Annotated in this window: 17 protein-coding genes and 5 pseudogenes; 7 read left to right on the forward strand and 15 right to left on the reverse strand. The window is 43.0% G+C overall.

What is annotated here, in order from left to right; translation table 11 throughout:
• Window positions 1–17: 17 nt before the first annotated feature.
• The 4 genes from G7Y90_RS12880 to G7Y90_RS12895 form a co-directional block, all read right to left on the reverse strand.
• Window positions 18–350 (reverse strand): YnfA family protein, encoded by a 333-nt coding sequence (locus tag G7Y90_RS12880; protein WP_055125033.1) that lies wholly within the window; start codon window positions 348–350, stop codon window positions 18–20.
• Between the two features lie 12 nt (window positions 351–362).
• On the reverse strand, window positions 363–1,169 hold the full coding sequence (locus G7Y90_RS12885; RefSeq protein WP_201539693.1) for a PhzF family phenazine biosynthesis protein: 807 nt from the start codon (window positions 1,167–1,169) through the stop codon (window positions 363–365).
• A gap of 89 nt (window positions 1,170–1,258) precedes the next feature.
• Window positions 1,259–1,588, reverse strand: coding sequence for a DHCW motif cupin fold protein (locus G7Y90_RS12890; protein WP_045446391.1), 330 nt, complete (start codon window positions 1,586–1,588; stop codon window positions 1,259–1,261).
• Between the two features lie 61 nt (window positions 1,589–1,649).
• Entirely contained in the window at window positions 1,650–2,111 is a 462-nt protein-coding gene (locus G7Y90_RS12895) for a methyltransferase family protein (protein ID WP_087815920.1), read from the reverse strand.
• Window positions 2,112–2,436: 325 nt separating this feature from the next.
• Between G7Y90_RS12895 and htpX the strand changes: the two genes are divergently transcribed.
• Window positions 2,437–3,351 (forward strand): protease HtpX, encoded by a 915-nt coding sequence (htpX, locus tag G7Y90_RS12900; protein WP_055124936.1) that lies wholly within the window; start codon window positions 2,437–2,439, stop codon window positions 3,349–3,351.
• 104 nt (window positions 3,352–3,455) lie between these two features.
• Here htpX and G7Y90_RS12905 read toward each other — a convergent pair whose 3' ends face one another.
• Window positions 3,456–4,730, reverse strand: a complete 1,275-nt coding sequence (locus G7Y90_RS12905; RefSeq protein WP_055124939.1) for a saccharopine dehydrogenase family protein — start codon at window positions 4,728–4,730, stop codon at window positions 3,456–3,458.
• Between the two features lie 284 nt (window positions 4,731–5,014).
• Window positions 5,015–6,240, reverse strand: a pseudogene (locus tag G7Y90_RS18590) (carboxynorspermidine decarboxylase).
• A gap of 90 nt (window positions 6,241–6,330) precedes the next feature.
• Here G7Y90_RS18590 and G7Y90_RS12930 point away from each other — a divergent pair.
• Window positions 6,331–6,996: a DUF924 family protein gene (locus G7Y90_RS12930; protein ID WP_250162552.1), complete on the forward strand. Its 666-nt coding sequence runs from the start codon at window positions 6,331–6,333 to the stop codon at window positions 6,994–6,996.
• Window positions 6,997–7,704: 708 nt separating this feature from the next.
• Here G7Y90_RS12930 and G7Y90_RS12935 read toward each other — a convergent pair.
• The 5 genes and pseudogenes from G7Y90_RS12935 to lpxB form a co-directional block, all read right to left on the reverse strand.
• Window positions 7,705–7,992, reverse strand: coding sequence for a hypothetical protein (locus G7Y90_RS12935; protein ID WP_250162553.1), 288 nt, complete (start codon window positions 7,990–7,992; stop codon window positions 7,705–7,707).
• The gene (locus tag G7Y90_RS12940) at window positions 7,989–8,237 is read right to left on the reverse strand and encodes a hypothetical protein (protein ID WP_250162554.1); all 249 of its coding nucleotides are present in this window, start codon (window positions 8,235–8,237) and stop codon (window positions 7,989–7,991) included. Before G7Y90_RS12940 ends, G7Y90_RS12935 begins: the two co-directional genes overlap by 4 nt.
• Before the next feature lie 32 nt (window positions 8,238–8,269).
• Window positions 8,270–8,503, reverse strand: a complete 234-nt coding sequence (locus tag G7Y90_RS12945; RefSeq protein WP_250162555.1) for a hypothetical protein — start codon at window positions 8,501–8,503, stop codon at window positions 8,270–8,272.
• Between the two features lie 578 nt (window positions 8,504–9,081).
• Window positions 9,082–9,936: a ribonuclease HII gene (gene rnhB, locus G7Y90_RS12950; protein ID WP_250162556.1), complete on the reverse strand. Its 855-nt coding sequence runs from the start codon at window positions 9,934–9,936 to the stop codon at window positions 9,082–9,084.
• Between the two features lie 73 nt (window positions 9,937–10,009).
• Window positions 10,010–11,316, reverse strand: a pseudogene (gene lpxB / locus G7Y90_RS12955) (lipid-A-disaccharide synthase).
• A 427-nt stretch (window positions 11,317–11,743) separates the two neighbouring features.
• Here lpxB and G7Y90_RS12960 point away from each other — a divergent pair.
• A complete protein-coding gene (locus tag G7Y90_RS12960) occupies window positions 11,744–12,826 on the forward strand; it encodes a 3-deoxy-7-phosphoheptulonate synthase (protein WP_250162557.1) in 1,083 nt (360 codons plus the stop codon).
• A gap of 115 nt (window positions 12,827–12,941) precedes the next feature.
• Here the strand turns inward: G7Y90_RS12960 and pepN are convergent.
• Window positions 12,942–15,507 (reverse strand): annotated as a pseudogene (pepN, locus tag G7Y90_RS12965) (aminopeptidase N).
• Window positions 15,508–15,934: 427 nt separating this feature from the next.
• Here pepN and G7Y90_RS12970 point away from each other — a divergent pair.
• From G7Y90_RS12970 to G7Y90_RS12980, 3 genes and pseudogenes are all read left to right on the forward strand, one after another.
• Window positions 15,935–16,531 (forward strand): DUF6231 family protein, encoded by a 597-nt coding sequence (locus tag G7Y90_RS12970; protein WP_250162558.1) that lies wholly within the window; start codon window positions 15,935–15,937, stop codon window positions 16,529–16,531.
• A gap of 156 nt (window positions 16,532–16,687) precedes the next feature.
• Window positions 16,688–17,205, forward strand: a pseudogene (gene pal, locus G7Y90_RS12975) (peptidoglycan-associated lipoprotein Pal).
• A gap of 121 nt (window positions 17,206–17,326) precedes the next feature.
• A complete protein-coding gene (locus tag G7Y90_RS12980; protein ID WP_250162559.1) occupies window positions 17,327–18,130 on the forward strand; it encodes a 4'-phosphopantetheinyl transferase family protein in 804 nt (267 codons plus the stop codon).
• Between the two features lie 118 nt (window positions 18,131–18,248).
• Here G7Y90_RS12980 and G7Y90_RS12985 read toward each other — a convergent pair whose 3' ends face one another.
• Window positions 18,249–19,142, reverse strand: a complete 894-nt coding sequence (locus tag G7Y90_RS12985) for a hypothetical protein (RefSeq protein ID WP_045452795.1) — start codon at window positions 19,140–19,142, stop codon at window positions 18,249–18,251.
• Between the two features lie 626 nt (window positions 19,143–19,768).
• Between G7Y90_RS12985 and G7Y90_RS12990 the strand changes: the two genes are divergently transcribed.
• On the forward strand, window positions 19,769–20,527 hold the full coding sequence (locus G7Y90_RS12990; RefSeq protein WP_250162560.1) for an IclR family transcriptional regulator: 759 nt from the start codon (window positions 19,769–19,771) through the stop codon (window positions 20,525–20,527).
• A gap of 80 nt (window positions 20,528–20,607) precedes the next feature.
• Here G7Y90_RS12990 and mmsB read toward each other — a convergent pair whose 3' ends face one another.
• Together mmsB and G7Y90_RS13000 are read right to left on the reverse strand one after the other, a co-directional pair.
• Window positions 20,608–21,549, reverse strand: coding sequence for a 3-hydroxyisobutyrate dehydrogenase (mmsB, locus tag G7Y90_RS12995; protein WP_250162561.1), 942 nt, complete (start codon window positions 21,547–21,549; stop codon window positions 20,608–20,610).
• A 123-nt stretch (window positions 21,550–21,672) separates the two neighbouring features.
• Window positions 21,673–22,916: pseudogene (locus tag G7Y90_RS13000) on the reverse strand (enoyl-CoA hydratase/isomerase family protein).
• Window positions 22,917–22,968 lie beyond the last annotated feature (52 nt).

A 22,968-nucleotide genomic window follows, 5' to 3' on the forward strand; every position in this document is an offset into this window, starting at 1 on the left:
TAGGTGCGGTCTTTATGCTAAGCACCGCGCGGCGCAAACATAATAATTGCCATGCCTAATAACGCAACCGCAGAACCTACTATATCCCACGTGGTCGGCCTGATACCATTCACCGTCCACAACCATAAAATAGCCATCGAAATATACACGCCGCCATAAGCCGCGTAGACTCTACCAGCTGCGGCAGGATGTAAAGACAACAGCCAAACGAAAGCGACCAAACTTAGTACGCCAGGGACAAGCAGCCAAATAGACTTACCTTCTCGCAACCATAGATAAGGCAAATAGCAGCCCGCTATCTCTGCTAATGCGGTCAGCGCAAACAGTCCAACGGTTTTTAATTCAGTCAAAACCATCTACTCCTAAACGGTGATAAATCCTGTCATATACTGTACGGCATTGCCAGAAATCATTACTCTGTCACCTGCGACGACACAGTCTAGAACCCCGCCGCGACGTGATGCTTGATAAGCGACCAAGTGATTTTTACCCAAACGCTCCGCCCATAATGGAGCTAAAGCAGTATGAGCTGAACCCGTCACTGGGTCTTCATCGCCACCATTGGCTGGCCAAAAATAACGTGAAATAAAATCATAGTTTTTGTAGCCAGCAGACTTAGCCTGACAAGTCACCACCACATCTAAAGGCGCAAGCTGTTTTAGCTGCTCGTTATCACGCGCTACTGTTAATACGTCGGACTCAGCATTATAAATCACAAAATAGGCTTGAGTATTTTTATAGACTTCAACGGGTGCAATAGATAGTCCTGCAAGCAAGCTATCAGGGATATTGTCAACTTTCTTAGGATTAGTATTAGGAAAATCCATTTGTATTTTGCCAGTTTCTGTCTGTACGATGGTCAATATACCAACCGCTTTGGCGGAAAATTTAATGGTTTCTATACTAGGATTTTTGTTAAATAACACAAAGGCTGACGCCAAGGTTGCATGACCGCAAAAAGCAATCTCAGTCAATGGTGAAAACCAGCGGATATGATAAATGCCTTTATCATCAAGAACCATAAAAGCTGTCTCGGATAAGTTGTTTTCAAAAGCAATAGACTGCATTAAATTATCAGAAAGCCAATCTTCTGTAATAACGACTGCCGCTGAATTGCCTTTAAAAACGGTATCCGTAAAAGCATCGATGACATTTATTTCTAGTTGCATTTTATGTTCTCGCTTTATTTTTATAGATCTATAGTTTTATAGCTTTATAGCTTTATAGCTTTATGAATTTTATGGTGTTACTGGCAATATCAATCAACAATAAATAGCTTAGCGCCTATCTTCGTTGACGAACGATGTGCAATCGTATTGTCCGCCACTTGATAAGTCATGCCCGCTGTTAAGGTAAAAGTACGACCATCTTTTAGTTCGGTGTTCAGCTCGCCCTCAACACAGAATAAAATATGTCCTTTATCGCACCAGTGATCGGCAAGGTAGCCTGCGGAGTACTCAACCATATGCACATTGATATTGTTAAATTCGCAAGTCTTCCAATACCCCGTGCCCGTTTCACCTCTGTTTTCTACCGCTTCTACTGTCGTCCAATCGGTAATAGCAAAAGGTATATTTTTCATTTCCATAACGTCATCTCCCTGATTTTATTGTTCATTTATTTATCATCAAATCTTTACTTATTACACCTTAAATCCAGCGCCGCACTTTATTTAGATAATCCTGATAAGTTTTGCCAAATTTCTGTGCCATCATCCGCTCTTCTGGCTGGATTTGAAAGTGCGTCATATAAAGTATAAAAATAGGCAATAATACAAACGCCAGAAGGTGAGACAAATAGAACGCCCAGCCTAATAATATAAGCACCAAGCCCACATACATCGGATTGCGGCTATACTGATATATACCACTGGTCACTAAACTAGAGACCTGCTCTAACGCTTGCGGATTGGGTGTGGTCTGAGCTATTCTAAATTGAGTCACACCCATGATACCTAAGCTCAGACCCACCACACCCAAAGCCACTGCCAGTACAGTTGAGCCGTTGAGTGAGAACGTCAAAGCAGGAACCATTTTAGAGACGCCATACATAGCAGCGGCGGTAATAATCACTTGGGCGACTGGAGGGACTTTAAGTGCTAGAGCGTTCATGATTAGACCTCATAGAGCGTTAAATGAAAAACCTTAACAGTGAGTGCTCATTATACCTGCTCACTATTTTCGTTTTAATTTTTACTTTTAGCCCTTAACTATTTAAACCGTCAAAAAATAATTGTTTTCACCTTTTAGATGTCGCTATCCTTTATTTTTATTCTTTGCTCGCTAACCATATCACTGTATTTATACGGTTAACTGGGATTGTTATTTATCAAAATAACGCCATTTATGTAAAGTAAAAACATATATAAAAATATAATACCTCATAGAGTATTATGTCTTAAAGTTGTATTTAAATTTAAATGAGGAAACTGGCATCATGATGCGTATCGGATTGTTCTTATTAACCAACTTAGCGGTGATTGTGGTATTTAGCATCGTGTTTGGTATTTTATCCAGATTTTTTGGAATTGGTGGCGTACATGGTGCGGGCGGGTTAAATTACACCAGTCTTGCCATTATGTGCGGCGTATACGGCATGGTTGGTTCGATGGTATCACTATTTATCTCGAAGTGGATGGCCAAAAGATCAACGGGAACGGTGGTTATTGAAACGCCAAGCAATGCCACTGAAAAATGGCTTGTAGATACGGTCGCCAGACAAGCGCGAGCGGTAAATATTGGCATGCCAGAAGTGGGGATTTTTAATAATTCTCAGCCAAACGCGTTTGCCACAGGCTGGAATAAAAACAAAGCATTAGTCGCTGTTTCATCTGGCTTATTGCAAAGCATGACACCCGATGAAGTAGAAGCGGTATTGGCGCATGAAATTGGTCACGTAGCAAACGGTGATATGGTCACCCTTGCGCTCATCCAAGGAGTGGTAAACGCCTTTGTGATGTTCTTTGCGCGTATTATTGGTAGCTTCGTCGATCGGACGGTGTTTAAAAATACCAGTGATAGTCCAGGTATTGGTTACTTTATCACGAGTATTGTGATGGATATTTTGCTTGGATTTTTGGCGTCTGCTATCGTTATGTGGTTCTCGCGTCTACGCGAATTCCGTGCGGATCAGATGGGTGCAAAACTTGCCAGCAAAGACAAAATGATTAGTGCGCTTGATGCCTTGCGTCCTTCTGAGCAGCGTCCAGATCAAATGCCTGAGAGCATGAAAGCATTTGCTATTTCATCAGGACAATCTACGGGCTTTAGTATCGCAAACCTTTTCCGCTCACATCCAACGCTTGATGACCGTATTGCGGCGTTGAGAAATTATAACCCTAGTGAGGGGTAATGACAGGATCAGCTCCCCTACCTGCTCGTAAAATTAACGTAAAAACCCAGACATAAAAAAAGCCTATCTATAAAAGATAGGCTTTTCTAAATCAAACTCGTTATTTAAATATCAAACGCTAATGCTCTGTCGCCTTCGCTATCTTTGATACGCGTTGGCAAACCAATCTTATTCAATAGATTGATAAATGGCTTGGCATCCAGCTCTTCGACGTTAACCATCTTGCCAGCATCCCACTCACCAGTTGCGACCAGAATCGCCGCAGCGACGGGTGGTACGCCTGCGGTATAAGAAATACCTTGGCTACCAACCTCATTATAAGCGTCTTTATGATCTGAGATATTATAAATAAATACCTCGCTATCAACGCCGTTGATTTTGCCTTTGACCTTGTCACCGATGCAGGTCTTGCCTGTATAATTCGGCGCAAGAGAGCTTGGGTCTGGTAGAACCGCTTTCACTACTTTTAATGGGATAACTTCTTGCCCTTCAGCAGTCATCACTGGCTGCTCAGAGAGTAGACCCAAACTTTGTAGCACAGTGAATACATTAATATAATGCTCACCAAAGCCCATCCAAAAACGGATATTTGGTACGTCTAAATTGGCGGATAACGAATGCACTTCATCATGGCCACTTAAGTAACTGTTTTGCACGCCAACCACTGGTAAATCGTCAGTACGCTTCACTTCGAACATTTTATTAGACTGCCACTTGCTGTCCTGCCAAGAGTAAACCGTACCAGTAAATTCACGGAAGTTAATCTCAGGATCGAAGTTAGTAGCGAAGTATTTACCGTGGCTGCCAGCATTGATATCAATGATATCGATATCCGTCACCGAACCTGCATCCATCATGTCATAGCCAAGACGCGCATAGGCGTTGACCATACCGGGATCAAATCCTGCGCCCAAAATCGCCGTGACATTATTGTCCGCACAGCGCTGTTTGCGCTGCCATTCGTAATTGTCATACCATGGCGGCGTCTCACAAATCTTGCGTGGATCTTCGTGAATGGCAGTATCGATATAAGCAACACCTGTCTCGATACAAGCTTCCAATACCGTCATATTGATAAATGCCGAACCGACATTGATGACGATTTGGATACCCGACTCTTGAATCAGCTGTATCAGCGCCTGAGTATCCATAGCATCCACTTGATGCGTATGCAATACTGCAGGCTGCTTGAAGCTATTCTTATCTTTCACGCTTTGGGCGATGGCATCACATTTATCTTGCGTGCGCGAGGCAATATGAATCTCGCCAAGGATATCGTTATGCATCGCACATTTATGCGCGACCACTTGAGCGACACCGCCGGCTCCGATGATGAGTACGTCTTTTTTGCTAGATTTGGCTTGTTGGTTTGTGTTCAATGAACAATCCTCCTTTGTGTCTCTGTCGATACCATCGATAGTGGCGAGTCAAAACAGAAACGAGTGAATGATATGCGTGAATTAAAAAGGAAGACCGAGGAAAACCCACGCACCGTCGGGCAAAGCACCATTTAATTGTTGGCTTTTGCCCGTGGCGATTATAACAATTTTTATGACGTCATCGGTAAAAATAATGTATAAAAAACAGACGAGTTAAAGTCATTCAAAAACAAACTTAAGTCTTTGATTTATAAAATTTAAATCAATTTATCGACACAACTAAACTAAGACAAGCTGGCTTTGTAATCTTGATAATCAAATTCGCGCTGCACATCTATACTGCCATCTAGACGACGAATCACAATCGCCGGCATATTAACACCATTGAACCAGTTCTTTTTCACCATGGTATAACCTGCGGCATTACCAAAGGTTACGGTATCACCTATTTTTAGGTTATTTGGCAAGGCATACTCACCAAAGATATCGCCCGCCAAACAAGAACGACCATAAATAATGGTATTATCAGCTGACTTAGCGCTCTCGCTGATGGGTGCGATATTGGTAGGGTCGATATCAAGAGAGGCATCATTAAATCACTATTAACAGCCGCTATCGGCGCTGACTCACGGTAAATTAACAAATCAAGCATGTGCGCTTCAATGATGATCTACTACAGCGAGATTTTTTTCATTGTGCATAGTATCTAAGACGGTCGTGACCAATGACCCAGCACCATGGATACTTGCCTCACCCGGTTCAAGATAAACTTGCACCCCATATTTTTCACTAAAGCCTTTTAACCTGTCAGCTAGTTTTTCTAGTGGATAATCAGGCGCGATAAAGTGAATACCACCGCCCAAGCTCACCCACTCAAGCTGCGCTAAAACATCACCAAATCTGTCTTCGATATCTGCCAAACTGGCACTAAAGGCTTCAAAGCTGTCATTTTCGCAGTTGTTATGAATCATTACCCCAGTAATGTCATCAAGTACCGCTGCAATTGTTTTTTATCATGTTCACCCAAACGGCTAAAAGGACGCGCAGGATCAGCGATGATAAACGATGAATTACTGGTCTTTGGTTTAAGCGCAGTCCCACTGGTATATTTTTTGCCGCCGCTTGACCTTTAAAAGCATTTAACTGTGAGATAGAGTTAAAGATAATTTTATCAGCATAGCTCAATACTTCATCGATCTCATCAGCACTATAGGCGACGCTGTAAGCATGAGTTTCTTTTTTATTATCACTGTCTTTACCTTTACCAAAGGTCTCATAGCCCAAACGCACTTCATTGAGTGACGATGACGTTGTGCCGTGCAAAAAGGCTGCCCATCAAAACGCCCCAAGTGGCAAAGCATTTGAGCGCCAATAATGCTTTAGCGCCTGATAGCTCGCACAGCCGCGAGATAATCTGCATATTGGCAACGATTGCCGCTTCATCGAGCAAATAATAAGGCGTGGGCGGTAGAGATAACTGGATAGTGTTTAGCGAAGTTTTTGCATTCATAAGAGGTTACCTAATAGCTGCTGTTGGCATCATGACAGACATAAATATTTGCGCTATAGTAGACTAAATTCATCATAATTAGAATATCTTATGTCACTATCAACCGATTATTCCACTGCTACTAGCCAAGCTTATTCATCGCAGCTCGACCCAAAAAACATTCATTTAGAACATCTTGATGCTAATGCGCGTGCTGTACTGGAGTTTTGGTTCGACAAAGACAATGAGCAACATTGGTTTGCGCAAAATGATGACTTTGATACGCAGATAAAGGATAAATTCGGTGACATCTGGCAAGCTGCCAAGCAAGGTGAATGCGTGACATGGCGTATCGCAGAAGCGCCGACGGATAGCAATAGCTCAATCACCGCTTTGGCAGGCAGACTAGCAGAAATTATTGTCTTAGATCAGTTTTCACGTAATTTATGTCGCGGGCAAGCAGACGCTTTTGCACAAGATAGTATGGCTATCGCATTGGCACAAGAGGCTATTGGACAACCACACTTTGATACATTACCGACTGAATGGCGCAAGTTTATCATCATGCCATTTATGCATTCTGAATCATTGATGATCCATAAGCGCTACTTACCATTGTTTGAAAAATTACATGATGACTATACGCTGGATTTCGAAAATCGTCATAAAGATATCATTGAACAATTCGGTCGCTATCCGCATCGCAATGACATTTTAGATCGCGAGTCAACGGATGAAGAAGAAGCCTTCTTGCAACAACCGAACTCGTCGTTTTAGCGCTTATATATTTATATGATTGATTGCAATATGGTTTATTGCAATATGATTTATTCTAATATAGTTACTTCAACTCAAAAGTAGTGTGAATTGCAAGGCAACCAAGTATAGGCATATATAATATTTCAAGCGAGATGAACGCCCGAACTTTTATAGTGCAATGGATTGACTATAATAATCAAGCAAGGGCTGAATCAGATAACTGGTTCAGCCCTTGCTTTGTTTACTTACTCTTTAGGTACTTTCGTTCAGATTGGTGTTTTATTCAGATTAAGAACACGTCTTAGTTCACCTAATTATTAGTTCACTATCCCTGTCGTAAAGGTAAAGCTTTCACGCTCGATAGTTATTATCCACTAAAATATCAAAGCTGACACGGTAGTCACTGTTGCCATGTAAACCGCAGTTTTTGCCTTTTTACTGGCAATCTGGCAGCTTTTTAAATTATCAGTGATTGGTAATATAAAAGCTTCGTTTGCTGGTAATGCATTTGCCGTATTTTTATGGGGATCTTGGCGATAGTCTAGCAGCTCAATCGGTACATTGATATTTCGTGGATATCATGGAATGCACATTGCTGATATCAATCGTTTGAGCAGATAGCATATTGATATAAATAGGTTGTCCGTATAGGATCCACTCGCAAGTCACGCCCTGTATGCTTGACAGGATCTGGCGTCTCATTATATAGCGCGGTTACTGTATCCGTTACGCCTTCACATGGATAAGTGAATACGCCTTTAACCGTATATCTGTCGCTTGGGTCGCTGCTGCATGGTTGACCAATACATAACCTTGGTTATTCGCCGCCTCTTTATTGTATGGCTTATAGATAACCACGCCAGCACCCGTCACGCTTGCACTAGGCATCATTAATGAACGCAAATGGTAAGGCGCTGCCAGCAAGGACTTTGCCATCGAGCCTGCCACAACATCCGAGCGAATAAGATTGCCTGCTGAACTATAGTGGATAGATTGGGCGATATTTTCAGTCACACCATATCGTACATTTGGGTAATTTGCGTTTGATAAGCGATCGGTAAAACTGAGCCCACCAAAAAATGGATTATTGCTACTGGTAACGCCCGAAATATCTGCAATCTATTTTCGTAATGCGCGCTGAATACGGTCGGTGAGCTATTGGCAAAGACGTATTTAATGTAATTTGCATGTTTAATGGCAACATCATCAAGCGCGGTATCAACAGATAAGCCGCTCAGACCACAGCTGGTACGTGCCAAACTGAACTTATTGTTGGCAATTAATGCAGCCTTTACCTCATTAGTAGCAGTAGTGCTATCAGGTTGGTCGCCAACATTATCGCTTGAATTGTCACTTGTATTATCGTTTGGCTCGATAGCAGTGGGTTCGGACTTGGCACATTGTTATTAGAGCTGCTATCAGAGCCACCACCGCCCCCACCACAAGCCGTTAGAAACACTGTCAAAAAAAGCACTGCAGCAAGATTCTTCTGTGGTGTACTGATTAATAGCGTACTGAGCGTCATTTTTTATCCTATAGAATAGTAGCACGTATATAAGTCAATAAATGCCAGCGTTAAGTATGGGTACATAAGCTAAGTAGACTTAAGCTGCTAGGGCGTGTTGAACACTCACAAATGGGCACTGCTGATAGCTAAAATTGTTCCAGCCAAGTCGCAAGTCGCAAGTCGCAAGTAGACGATAATGTTAATACCTTAGCTAGAATTGCAACGCAGTATGGGGCAATTTTAGTATCAGCCCCAATATTATCAGAAGGGGACAGAACTCTTTTTTGCCGCTTCATTGTTAAAATATACGCTTAGAATGACTAAACTTACTATTTTTAACGTCGAATCGCCTGCAAAATAGTCCTTATCAGTGCCATGGTCGAATGTTCAACACGCCCTAATATCACAGTATTTAATTTATTTGTAATGGCATTGTAATACAGTCCATAAACTTTTACTTGGTGTTTGTTGAAGACTGATACGTTCATTATAGACTGTCTTATTTTTAGCCATAACTATGTCCGCTTAGGCTATTTTAAAGAAGCACGCTCACTTAACGTTTATTTTTAAGTGCTTTCTTCTTAGGTGATTTGTTCTTAAATGGCTTTCTCTAATGACTTTCTGACTGGTGCAAAACTGCGTCTATGCGCAGATAATACGCCGTATTTTTCGATTGCCTCTACGTGTGCGCGTGTTGGATAGCCTTTATGTTTGGCGATACCATATTCTGGATGCTCAGCATCAAGCGCATACATGGCTTTGTCACGGCTGACTTTTGCCAATATACTGGCGGCAGCAATGCTGGTATGACGCGCATCGCCTTTTACCCATGCTTGGCAATCGATAGTCGATTTTTCTATACCCAGTTCAGCGAGCATTGCCTCATTTAATTCAGGGCAGCGATTACCATCGAACAAAACTTCGACCTGCCTCATAGAGTTGATAAGATGATGAGCAATGGCTTTTAACAACACTTCGGTACATAAGCGCATACCGAGTATCGTCGCTTGCAAGATATTGACTTGATCGATGACCGCTGCTGGGATCTCGGCGACAACATAACCAATAGCATGCTGCTGAACCAACGGATAAAGACGGTCACGCTTCTTTTCACTCAGCTGCTTGGAGTCGGTCAAGATAGATAATGGCGTGTCCTTTAATGGCTGCATCTCAATCAATCCTGACCAAGTTTTAGGCAATATCGCAGCAGCCACATTGACGCTACCGAGCAACGGCCCACGTCCTGCTTCATCAACGCCCATTTGTAGCGTTGACTGCCGTAAGCCTTGATCCACCCTGATCGGATACTGAGCAAGTAGCTCATCAATATCTACCTGACCCGATAAACGAATAGGCTCAACCAGCTGTAGATATTGACCTTTGATATCAATTTGCTCAATACTTACTTCGATCGGGGTAACGGAGTTGTCGGTTTGGTACTGGTTACTCATAGGGGCGCGGTATCTTTGTTATTAGGTATCATTGTGATTAATAGAAGAAGAAATGATCGCAATCAATAATGGCTTAAATCCGATGTTTCGCTTGGATAAACCATTGCTCAATCACACTATTAGCAGGATCATGATTACTCTGCTGTTGTAATAAGTGCTTGGTGGCGACGAGATCTCTTAATTGCTCAGCATAGGCACGCGGTTGCAGTAGCCGCATGACCGTACGACAGATATTGTCGCCACTCGCCTGCTCTTGAATCAGCTCAGGAACGATTGCAGTATCAGCCAAAATGTTGGGCAGCGCCACATAAGGCACTTTGACCAAGCGTTTGGCAATCTGATAGGTGAGCTTATTTAATTGATAAACTACAACCATCGGTCGTTCTAACAGCATCGCCTCTAGCGTTGCAGTGCCAGATGCTAGCATCACAATATCTGAGGCTGCCATCGCTTGTTGACTAAAGGCTGGCTGGCTATCATCATAGACCACAACGATGGCAGCACGTAGTTGCTCTGAGCGCTGATCAATAACATCTTGGACGATATATTGGTGATTCTGGTCGACGGTCGGAATGATAAAGCACAGCTTGGGGTCGAGCAATATCAACTTTTGAATACCATCCAGCATCAATGGCAAAATAGCCGTGATTTCACCGCGCCGAGAGCCTGGCATTACACAAATCAGCTGGCTGACATCGTCAAATCGTTCAATAAAAAACTGCTGCAAGCCATCGTTGTGCCAAACCAGCTCACTACGGCGCTGATTGATCGGTGTCTCTAATAATGTTTGATCGATCGTACGCAACAGCGGATGACCAACACATATTGCTGGATGATTATGACGCTCATAAACGGACAGCTCAAAGGGGAACAAACACAACACAAGGTCGGTCGCCGCTTTGATATTATGAATACGTGACTCACGCCATGCCCAAATAGAAGGGCTGACATACTGCACGCAGAATACGCCTTGCGGTTTTAATTTTTAGCCACTCTAAGATTAAAATCAGGCGCATCAATGCCAATAAACCAATCAATATCAGCGGCTTTAAATGCGCTCAATAATTCACGGCGCGCTTTAAGCAAGTCAGGCAATTGCGCCATGACTTCTACCAAACCCATCACCGCTAAACGCTCCAATGGAAAAATGCTTTGCAGCCCTTGCGCTTGCATCTTTGTACCACCGACGCCGACCCACACAATATCACCACGTAGATTATTCATCTGCTGCATGAAGTCTGCGCCCAAGCTATCCCCTGACACTTCACCTGCGATGATACCGATGACCAATGGCACAGTCTGTAATTCAGCACTTCGAATTTCAGTCTCTGTTTGGTCTATAAGGTTATGATATTGATCAGGCGTAGCAGAATCTGTCATGACAAGCTCTCGATATTAAAAAATACAATAAATGCATATAAAATAAATGAATGATTATTATAAAATACGACATATAAAATCTGCGCGAAAGCTCTGTGATACCTAAGCATTCGCCATACTCACTATTTTATCGTCATACCTTTTATGTTGTCATCATACGTGACGATGATACAAATAGCTAAATTAGCTGATAAAAGCTAGAAATGACCATTTAACGGGTTAATTCTTTTTTCTACACGGACAGATAAATTGAGTAACAATCTTGCTTATTGAAGCGCTCATATACGATTGGCGCTGAACAAGTATAACTAAGTTTTGGTTTCCTCATTCCAGTTATCAGTCAATTAACTGCGCGACTGCCCTTGTCAACCAACACTTTTGTCCGCATAATGAAACTCCCTATAAATCAGCTAGACGATATATAACCATGACAACATCAGTTACCCATAATGCAGATATTGACGACGTGAATATTGAAAAGTTCATTCCTTTGATCACTCCCGCTGAGCTAAAAACTGAGCTACCTTTATCAGATACAGCCTATAAAACCGTATTAAACGGTCGTAATACCATCCAAAACATCTTGGATGGTAAAGACAAGCGCCTCTTTGTAGTCATCGGCCCCTGCTCTATTCATGATATCAAAGCCGCTCACGAATATGCCGATCGGTTGGCCATATTAGCAAAAGAAATCGAAGATAGCGTATTTGTGGTGATGCGCGTATATTTTGAAAAGCCGCGCACAACCGTTGGCTGGAAAGGCATGATTAATGACCCTGATATGAACGACAGCTTCGATATCGAAAAAGGTCTGCGTACTGCCCGTAAGCTACTGCTCGATTTGAATGAAAAAGGTCTGCCTTGCGCCACCGAAGCATTAGACCCGAATACCCCGCAGTACATGCAGGATTTGATCAGCTGGTCAGCGATTGGCGCACGTACCACTGAGAGCCAAACGCATCGTGAAATGAGTTCAGGCTTATCGTGCCCAGTAGGCTTCAAGAATGGAACAGACGGCGGCATGACAGTCGCTGTTAACGCAATGCAAGCCGTAAAAGAAGGTCATAGCTTCTTGGGTTTGTCAGCAGATGGCAAAGTCTCAATCATCAAGTCTAAAGGCAATCCTTACGCGCATGTGGTACTTCGCGGTGGTAACGGCAAGCCCAACTATGACGAAACTGCGGTTGCACAAGTGGAAAACGAGCTGGCAAAAGGTAAAACCAATAGCAAGATTATGATTGACTCAAGCCATGCCAACTCAGGTAAAGACCCATATCTACAGCCGATGGTTATCCAAAACGTTGCGGAACAAATTCAAAACGGCAATAAATCTATCATTGGTATGATGATTGAGAGTCATCTAAAGGGCGGCAATCAAAAACTGACGGCTGACTTAAGCCAGCTCGAATACGGCAAGTCTATCACTGATGGTTGCTTAGATTGGGATAGTACGGTCACTGCCCTGTATAATCTACGTGATATGGTCAAAGACGTTTTGCCTAACCGCTAGTCGTCATTGGCTTATAGTTAATTACTATAAGCCAAGTATAAAAAAATCCCGTCCGACATAATAATGTTGGACGGGATTTATTTATGCTTTCAATTCGGGTGCAAGGTCGTTTAACCTACTCACTCGCTGCACCTAAAACACTGTTTAGACTTTCAAGTACATGCTTAGAAGAAGCCTGCTTTTGCAACTCAATCAACCGCTCATGCGCCATTTGACGACGTGGCTCCGCCAAGGTATTCCAACGCGCTAGCACTTGCAATAAGCGCGACGCCAAAACAGGATTGGCATCATCCAACTTTTTAATCACACCAATATAAAGCTCTAACCCTTCTGCCGTCCATAAAGCCGTTGGCTGCGAGGTGAAGGCGCTGACCACTGAGCGTACACGATTGGGCGTATTCCAATCAAAATCTGCGTGAGCGATCAAGGATTGGATAGTATCAGCAGTCACAGTATCAGCAGACGCTTGCACACTAAACCATAAATCGATGACCAAATCATTATTTTGGAAGCGATTATAAAAGTCCGCCAAATACTCATCAGCATTTAGCTGTTGATGATTGACCATCGCTTTCAATGCACCGAAACGCTCCGTCATACAGCTTGCATCATCATACTGCTGCTGCGCCCATTCATCTGCGCCATCGACATTTGCGGTCAGCGCCATATCGAGCACCACATTACGCAAGGCACGGGTGCCACGAGCCTCGGCACTATCTTCATAAGACTGCATAGGTAGCTGCTCATAAAGCTCAGCCCATTGATCTTTTAGCGCCTCTGCAAGCTGCTGATACAAGTCGTCGCGCTGCGTTTTTACCAATGCTGGATCGTAATCTTTATGAATAGCAGACGCCAGCTCTTGCGCTGATGGAATATCAAGCAAGCGGGCAGCCAACATCGCATCCTCAGCCGCGAGCACAGGCAATGTCTGCGCTAGTGCTTGCAGATAGATATCAGGACTGCTCTTCTCGCCTTGACCTTGCAGCAAGATACGATTGACCAGCATCTGCGTCACTTGCCAGCGGTTAAAACCATTGGTTTCATGTTTGAGCAAAAATGCCAAATCGCATCTTGATAATCTCATTGAGCTGTACTGGCGCACTAAAGTCACGTAGCAAAGATACAACAGGCTCACGCGCTATATTTTCGCAGGTAAAGGTTTGCGTGGCTTGATCGAGTAGCAGCATACGCTCAGCCACAATGTCACCAGTGTCTTTATCAAATAGCGCAGTCGCGACCGGAATAGGCAAAGGTTTTGGCGCAGCAAAGCCACTGACATGACGGGTTTGCTGACTTAACGTAATCGTCAGTGTCTGCGCTGCATGGTCATAATATTGATGACCAGACACCATTGGTGTGCCCGGCTGACGATACCAGTCGATAAAGCTTTCAATCTTACTATCAGTGATGCTAAGCGCTGACAAAAAGTCCTCAACCGTCACCGCTTGCCCATCATAACGACGGAAATACTCATCCGTGCCTTTACGAAAATTCTCGGCTCCTAACGTATTGGCAATCATGCGCACGATTTCAGCGCCTTTCTCATAAACAGTCGTCGTATAAAAATTATTAATCTCGACAAAACTCTCAGGGCGTACTGGGTGTGCCAGTGGTCCTGCATCCTCCGCAAACTGATGAGCACGCAAGGTCGCCACATCATCGATACGCTGTACGGCACTCGACTGCTGATCCGCTGAGAATGATTGATCGCGGTAAACAGTAAAACCTTCTTTTAAGCACAGCTGGAACCAATCACGGCAAGTGATGCGATTGCCTGTCCAGTTATGAAAATACTCATGGGCAATGATGGCTTTCACACTAAAGCTACGCGAGTCAGTTGTCGTCTCAGGACTGGATAACACACAAGCGGTGTTAAAAATATTTAGACCCTTGTTTTCCATTGCGCCCATATTAAATTGACTCACGGCAACAATCATATAACGGTCTAAATCATACGCACGACCATAATTGACCTCATCCCATTTCATCGAATCTTTCAACGCTTGCATACCGACATCACATTTATCAATGTCAGCAGACTTTGCGTATATTTCCAGCAACACCTCATGACCTTCGCTAGTAGTATAAGAATCCGTCAATACGTCTAAATCAGCGACAACGCAGGCAAATAGATAGCTTGGCTTATTGGTTGGATCATGCCATATCGCGTAATGACGGTCTGGGGCATCTGCCACCTCACCCGCTTCAACCAAGTTACCATTGGCTAATAGTGTTGGATAACGCTTATCCGCCTCAAGACGCGTAGTAAATATCGCCAATACATCGGGGCGGTCTGGATAAAAGGTGATCTTACGAAAACCTTCAGGCTCACACTGAGTGACAAACATCGTCTCATCACCACTGCCCGCCATATAGAACCCTTCAAGTGCGGTATTGGTCTGCGGACAGATGCGTACTTGAATCTCTAAAACAACCTCATCAGGTGCATTAGCAATCGTCAACGTGCCTGCTTGTTGTTGATAGTCCTCAGCCGTCAATGGCTTACCATTCATCGTAATGGCGATCAGCTCCAACTCTTCACCGAACAATACGAGATCTCCTGCTATTTGACGTACCATCTTCAGAGTGCTGTCTACCTGTGCATGATTTTCGAACAGTTTAATATCTAAATCAACCGTTTCCACATCAAAGCTAGGTTTCTGGTAATCTTTTAAATTAATTTACTTGGTGCATGCGGTGGCACATCTGGCATATCAGGATTAATGATTTGAGCATCAGTTTCAGCAATAGACATGGGTATTCCTATTATTATTTGTGGCAAAAAATATATACGGTAAAAAGCGGGATAATTTAGGTTAAGGCAGGTCATCAATTAGCATAATCTTATGGCCATTAACATGATAATGGTATCTTGCTACATTGACCTAAACTGCCAAATTTCAAGAGCAGATCGCAATTTTATTATGTTCATCGTCCCTGATACTTATCAAAATGCGATGGCAATGAGAGAGTCGATATATCAAAAGAATGAGAGAGTCGACATATTAAAAGAGCGGCATAATCAGCATCAATCACCCATTGGATAATCGCGATTAAAATGATTTAATAGGGTCACTGATGACCAACACTCGATAAACGGCCTATTATATGATAAAGCAAATTGCCAGTCGCTCAGACATTACGTTACCATTACTGATAGATTATATTGAGGCTCTTTTGCCCTCACTAACCATACAAGCGAACGCATCCACAACGACTGAATCTACTGATAATGACACTGAGTTGCTGTGGGTCGTCCCAGACCAAAATGCTCGGTTAGCATTAGAGACACTGCTAAAAAATACCCGCTCACCACAAATATCGACATTATTAGAGCTCAATCAACGACAATTGCCTGAACGTTATGAGCTCGCCTGTTTTTGGTTGCCCACACTCTCACCGGAGTTGCTGCAGCAGTATATTCCGCTGTTCATGCGCTATCGAGATCTTTATGCGGCACACCTGCTCATCGCCCTTGATAACACCTTAGATCTAAAAGCTTATGGCTTTACCCCATTTGATATCTTGAATGAACCATCTTTAGAGATGAATAACACTGACCAAACAGAGCAGCCTTCATCTGCAAAGTCATCAGCATCCGCCAGACTTTGGCAGTTCAATTTATATGACTATAAACAGCTGCCAAATTGGTTAAATGCGGATTATTGGGCCAACCCTGAAAATTGGGGCAAGCACCGCTGGTAGTGGATCTCATATCTATCTGTAAATTCTAGCATTATTTACAGTAATACTACTTACATAAAGTAACATTTAGTATATGATAGATAGCAATTGCCTAAGTTTTATCGTAAGCAGTTCAAAAAAAACAATTTTAATTAATTAAAATTTTAGGAGCTCATTATGTCAACCAGTTTTTCTAAGATCGCAGCCCTCGCTGTATTATCAAGCGCTGTGGCACTAACCACAGGTTGTGCGACCAAACGTGCTACTTCTGAAGTCGTGGTTGCCCCATTAGGTATCCCAGGTGGTCAAGTTGGATACACTGGCGCAGTCATCGTAGATAACTCAAGCGCGGTTATTATGGGCGCAGAAAACCTACAGGCGGTTGTTTACTTTGCTTTTGATAGCAGCGAAATTACTTCACAAGCAGCGAGTATTCTTAATCAACATGCCAGCTTGCTCAACTCAAATCCACAGCCAGCGTTGTTATCGCAGGTAATACTGATGATCGCGGTAGCCGTGAATACAACATGGCACTAGGTGAGCGCCGTGCTGCAGCAGCACGTGATTACCTTGCTACTCAAGGCGTCGCAGTAAACAATATCCGCATCATCAGCTATGGTGAAGAGCGCCCTGCTGCCGCTGGTAATACTGAAGAAGCTTACGCACTAAATCGCCGTGCTGAACTGTCTTACTAACACCAGTAAAACCAATCACAGTCGATAAAGCACAAAATACTTTATAATTGAAAGCCCAGCAATAATATATCGCTGGGCTTTTTGCATGTTACTAAGCGAACGAATCCAATAGATGTAATCAATGATGCCAAGCTCTATCTTAAACCTAACTCATGTCCAATATACCCAGCTCGATCCTGCAACGTGGTGCGCCACGGCACAAGTGAGCGAGCGTTCATCCCTCAACCTTAAAAGACTGTGGGATGAATTACTGTGGTCATCCGCTAACAATTTATCGCAAGTAGATTTTCAGAAATTTTACGAGCTTAATTGGCATTACTGCCTGTCACCAGTAAGTTTATCAATGAGTGAAATGGCGCAGCATCAACGTCAACTACAACGTAAAGGCGTTCGATTATTGCTACAACAATTACTGGATCAGCTAAGGTTGCGCGATACTCTGGATGAGTCAAACTTCCCGTATCGGCTTAGCAGCAGTGAATATTACGTATGCTTTAGTCATACAGGCAGCAAGAATCACCATGATATTAGTCAAAATACTGTTCAGACAATCGATACATCATTAAACAGTAAAGTAGCAGTGGTCATTAGCCGTCACCGTCCCATTGGTATTGATATTGAAACCAATCATATAGCATGGCGCGTGGCACAGCGGTTTTATTCTGAGCATGAGATGGCTGCTTTACAAGCACTGTCCCCACTTCAGCGTAAGATTATCGCTAAATTACTGTGGCAAATAAAAGAAAGTTTTATCAAAATTCATCAATACAAACTGGCACAAGGGTTAGGAATAGATTACTCCTACCTGATTGCTGATTTGATTCATGCTATTAGAGAACCGTCATATTTAATGGTCATAGCAGACATTAAGTCCGATTACCGTATCGCGGTATTGTCAGCGCAACAAACCATTGTTATTTTCTAGACCATTTATACCTGTTATTCATTCTAACAACTACCCTTTCACAGACAAAAAAACGACCCTAAAAAGGATCGTTTTTTCTTACTACTCTTCTAATAACAGTACTTAAACTGTGATTAGATTAGAAACGGTAAGTTGCACCAAGCTTAACAATTGGCATCCACTCAAGATAATCTTTATCTTCAAGCTCACGCTCAGCAAGTTTAGCAACTTGACCAGCATTTAAGCCTGAATCTACACCACCTGGAGTAACACCATTATCAATATTCACATTTCTTTCTGGGTCAACTGCATTTACAGTCGCGTTAGTTTTACCCATATAGGCTGCGCCGATTTCGCCGAATACACCCCAGTTGTTACCGATGTTAGGACGGAAACCGATAGTACCATAAGGTGCTAGTTTGTTACGATGTTCCATAGTACCTTGTAAAGAACCTACACCGTTTTCGCCATCAGCAACAAACGTTCTATCGTTAATTTTGTATACGCCGCCATCTGGATTAGCAGTTACGTCGATATCGTTGTCAGGTACGATGATACCAGCACCCATTGTAAACCAGTTACCAGTAGGGCGTAATTGCACACCTAGGTATGGGTTGCTGAAGTCAGAATCAACGTCATAGTTTACGTCGTTTGCGTCAAAGTCACCGCCGAATAGGTCAGCAACATCGCCACCTGCCCAACCAGCTTGTAGTTCAGTTTTCTCATTTAGTGACCAACCGATGTTAGCACCATAACCTAAAGTACCAACTTCAGCGCTAACAGAAGCTGGGTTGATAGCAGTTTGGAAGAAAGTCTTAGTACCACCAACAACAGCACCAGTAGTATTGCGAACGATACCAGCGTCAGCATTGTATGCATAAGCAACAGGCTCAGCTTCATATGCAACAGCAACAGGCTCAGCTTCATACACAACTGCATCATTACCATCAACAACGATAACAGGTTCAGCAGCTAGTGCAGCAGTTGACGCTAAAACGGCAGCAGAAATTGCTGTTAATTTAATAAGTCTCATAAATACTCTCCTAAAGTGTGGAATAAGTCGCCCATAAAAAATGACAATTTAGCTTTTTTTAAATCGATCATTTTGTTGAGCAGATTAAAACAATTTTGGCCGGAAAAGTCACCCCTCTAGGAGCGCTTTTTATTTGCCGTTATGTAAAGATTGCATAGATATTGTAATAATTACTACACCAATCCGCAAAACTTCGACTTTCTGTTACACAATGCTCTTAAAGTAACTCAGCAGCGCAAACATGAATATTGGTTAGCTTAATCTTCATGTAAGGATATTACAAAATATGTCATCATAATGACCTACCTCTTTATTTAACTCAATGACAGTTATATAGCTTATTACTACAGTTTGTTGTATTTTGTGAGATGGTGTAGTAATTATTGCTTTTAGAAAACTTTTCAGAAAAAAGTATTGGTATTAGTTTTCAATATTGTATGACTGTGTGACGTTAGTATTGATACATTTAGTATTGGCATATAAAGTAACTAGATCTTGTCTAGGCTTGATATTATGCTAAATTAGAGGATAGGAAAATGTGTCGCAAGGCTGCGTATTTACTTTTATCTGTTAATGCCTTGTTGTATTTCCTACTGTATTCTTTTTATTCTTATTGAGCCACTCATATGCCTAAAGTATCGTCGATTACCCGTGTGTTAGAGATTATCGAGGCGGTGTCCTATGCCTCAAAACCGCTCTCACCACTTGAGCTATCGCAAGAGCTTGATATTCCAAAGCCGACCATTCATCGATTGATTCAAAATCTGCTCGATGAAGGGTTTGTGACTGTGGATATTGGCGGCGGTATTATACCGGGCAAGCGGGTACGCAACTTGGGTGTTGAGCTTTGGCAGCAGCGATTGTTCTTTAATGAGCGACAAATGATCTTGCAAAAGCTGGTTGATGAGCTAAAAGAGACCTGCGGGATCGGTGTGCCTTATCAGATGAATATGATCTATACTAACCGTGCAAATACGACCTTGCCGATACAGATTTATTTGCCAGTGGGCGCAAAATCACCAATGTGGTGTACAGCGACTGGCAAGCTGTATTTAAGCCAGTTGCCGCGCACAAGCCGCGACAAAATACTGCAAAACCTGTCATTGGATAAGTTTACCAAAAATACGATTACCGATATCGATGCTCTAAACGCTGAGCTTGATCGTATCGCTGAAACAGGTATTGGTATCGACAATGAAGAGTTTATCTCTGAGATGGTGGCCATCGCCGTACCGATACGGGATAGAAAGTCGCGCTACCTTGCTTCGCTATATCTTCATGCACCGACCATAAGAGTGTCTTTAGATGATCTCTTAACCCATGTCCCACGACTGCAAAAAGCAGCGCAAGATATTCAGTCGCTCGTCTATGACCTACCCAACTAGATGATGCAATATAAGCAAAAAAAAGGTCTGCATTAAAATAATAATACAGACCTTTTTTAGTTATGCTTTTTTTTAAAATCTTACTCAATCTGAGCTGTCGTGACGCGCCATAATGCTCGAGAAATCTCTATCGCCGTTCTCGATTGCATGCGCTTCATAAGCTCTGTCGCTTTGGCTCCCATCGGCGTCTCTACATGAGTATCTTCAGCGGTCTGCATAGCAAGGTTAAGATCCTTTTGCATGAGCTTACTCATAAATCCCCCTTGATAGCCATTGCTAGATGGGACATTCTCCATCACTTGCGGATAAGGATTGTATACCTCTAGTGTCCAGTTACGACCTGAGCTTTGCAGCATAATATCTGATAGCACTTTTGGATCGAGACCGTTTTTGACGCCCAGATTAATTGCTTCTGCCGTTCCTGCCATGAGAATGCCTAACAGCATGTTATTACAGATTTTTGCCACTTGTCCTGCGCCATGCTCGCCTGCATGAAAGATATTTTTGCCCATCACAGCCAGTATCGGCTCAGCTTTGGCAAAGGCATCAGTGCTGCCACCGACGATAAAGGTTAACGTACCAGCGATAGCACCGCCTGTACCGCCAGAGACTGGCGCATCTAAGAAGTCTATACCAAGCTTACTTGCTGCCTCCGCCACCAATCTTGCATCAGCCGCTGCAATGGTACTGCTGTCAATCACCAATGTGCCCTGTGGTAACTCTGCAAGTAGACCGTCAGCGCCATTATCTCCTAAATAAACAGAATGGACGTGCTGGCCAGCAGGTAACATGCTGATAACTACTTGGGCATTTTGAGCAGCGTCTTTAGGACTGTCTGCTACACTGGCACCTGCTTGCTGCAAGCGCTCAGTTGCTTCTGCGGATAAATCATAAACCGATAGCCTATAACCTGCTTTTAACAAGTTCTCTGCCATTGGTGCGCCCATATTACCAAGCCCAATAAAAGCAATATTTGGCTTAGTAGTATCGTTATCGGTGGCATTTACATCCTTTGTATTCATCTCATCATTCCTTGATGGTTAGTATTAATCATGCGCGCAGGCGTTGCTACACATATAGCTGTAAACTATTTAATTGAGTGTAATTTTAATTTGATGTCTATATTGAATTGATAAATTCAATTTTTAACGCACAGACTGACTGCCTAAAGCCTCATCACCCAACCAATCGCCTAACGGATGCTCACCTTTAGCATAAGGATTCACAAAGTGCTGCTGTATGTACGCCTGCCCTTCGCTACTTAGGCAGTCTGCTAGTGAACGCGACCATTGTGGATTACGATCTTTATCAATCAGTAGCGCACGTACGCCTTCTTTAAAGTCAGGATTGGCGGCACAATGTACGGCTACATTGGCTTCTAAATACAGAACTTGCTCTAGTGATAAGTCAGTGACTTTATAATAAAGCGCATAAGTTAAAGCAGCGGTAACTGGACAGCCATGGCGATAAGTATCTACTGCTCGCTGCGTCCAGCTATCATTGGCAAACTCTGTATCTATTTTTGCGAGTGCCGCATCACTTTGTAATAAAGCATCGATATCACCCAGTCCGCCGCTGTTCATCAACTGCTGAATAGATTGCCAATGGATTGCCAATTTACTAGCAGGCAACTCGGCAATTGGTTGCGCTGCAAGCACACGGCTAACGATACTATGAGCACTATTGTTATCGCATTTATCGGTACGACTAGCGGCAACCTGCCAATCACTCTGTTTTAAACTTTGTATGACGGCATCATAGTCACTACTGGCGACGGGATACTCTGCAAGATTGGCTAATAGCGCATCATTGCCATTACACATCGCGCCCGTCAACCCTAAGAACAAGCCCGTCTTAGCTGGCATACGCTGCAAAAACCAACTGCCAGAAGCATCCGGGAACAGCCCAATAGTCACTTCTGGCATGGCAAAGCGCGTGCGCTCTGTGACCAAGCGGTGACTACAACCTGCCATCAAGCCCATGCCGCCACCCATAATAATGCCGTCACCCCAGAGTATTAGTGGTTTGGAATAAAAGTGCATCTGCCGATAAAGACGATATTCATGACCAAAAATTCTGTCGCATAAGGATTCGGTAGCGGTGCATCAATAGACATACTGTCATAAAGCTTACGAATATCACCGCCAGCACAAAACGCCTTATCGCCTGCGCCTTTTAATAGCAAAGCCACCACTTGCTCATCACCTTCCCACTGCTCTAGTTGCTGTGCTAACAATTGACACATCTCAACGCTAAGGGCATTAAGAGATTTGGGCGTGTTTAACGTCATTACTCCAATCAGGTGACCACAATCTGTCGGCTCGGTGCTGAATAATACCGATGCGTCTGCTGTGCTTTTTTCTACTGCGCCTTCTATAGCTGTTGTCATAAAGGTGACCTACAAATATTAAAAGAAAAAATAGTATCATTAAGTTTGATTT

The organism is Psychrobacter sp. WY6 (assembly GCF_018448495.1).
Lineage (GTDB): Bacteria > Pseudomonadota > Gammaproteobacteria > Pseudomonadales > Moraxellaceae > Psychrobacter.

What these genes read in the sequence shown, in the direction of transcription:
- rnhB (WP_250162556.1), bottom strand. Translation starts at nt 9,936, where the DNA reads ATGAGTAACCAGTACCAAACCGACAACTCCGTTACCCCGATCGAAGTA.
- G7Y90_RS12970 (WP_250162558.1), top strand. Translation starts at nt 15,935, where the DNA reads ATGATAAAGCAAATTGCCAGTCGCTCAGACATTACGTTACCATTACTG.
- G7Y90_RS12980 (WP_250162559.1), top strand. Translation starts at nt 17,327, where the DNA reads ATGATGCCAAGCTCTATCTTAAACCTAACTCATGTCCAATATACCCAG.
- G7Y90_RS12930 (WP_250162552.1), top strand. Translation starts at nt 6,331, where the DNA reads ATGTCACTATCAACCGATTATTCCACTGCTACTAGCCAAGCTTATTCA.
- G7Y90_RS12890 (WP_045446391.1), bottom strand. Translation starts at nt 1,588, where the DNA reads ATGGAAATGAAAAATATACCTTTTGCTATTACCGATTGGACGACAGTA.
- G7Y90_RS12945 (WP_250162555.1), bottom strand. Translation starts at nt 8,503, where the DNA reads ATGACGCTCAGTACGCTATTAATCAGTACACCACAGAAGAATCTTGCT.
- G7Y90_RS12985 (WP_045452795.1), bottom strand. Translation starts at nt 19,142, where the DNA reads ATGAGACTTATTAAATTAACAGCAATTTCTGCTGCCGTTTTAGCGTCA.
- htpX (WP_055124936.1), top strand. Translation starts at nt 2,437, where the DNA reads ATGATGCGTATCGGATTGTTCTTATTAACCAACTTAGCGGTGATTGTG.
- G7Y90_RS12990 (WP_250162560.1), top strand. Translation starts at nt 19,769, where the DNA reads ATGCCTAAAGTATCGTCGATTACCCGTGTGTTAGAGATTATCGAGGCG.
- mmsB (WP_250162561.1), bottom strand. Translation starts at nt 21,549, where the DNA reads ATGAATACAAAGGATGTAAATGCCACCGATAACGATACTACTAAGCCA.
- G7Y90_RS12960 (WP_250162557.1), top strand. Translation starts at nt 11,744, where the DNA reads ATGACAACATCAGTTACCCATAATGCAGATATTGACGACGTGAATATT.
- G7Y90_RS12895 (WP_087815920.1), bottom strand. Translation starts at nt 2,111, where the DNA reads ATGAACGCTCTAGCACTTAAAGTCCCTCCAGTCGCCCAAGTGATTATT.
- G7Y90_RS12885 (WP_201539693.1), bottom strand. Translation starts at nt 1,169, where the DNA reads ATGCAACTAGAAATAAATGTCATCGATGCTTTTACGGATACCGTTTTT.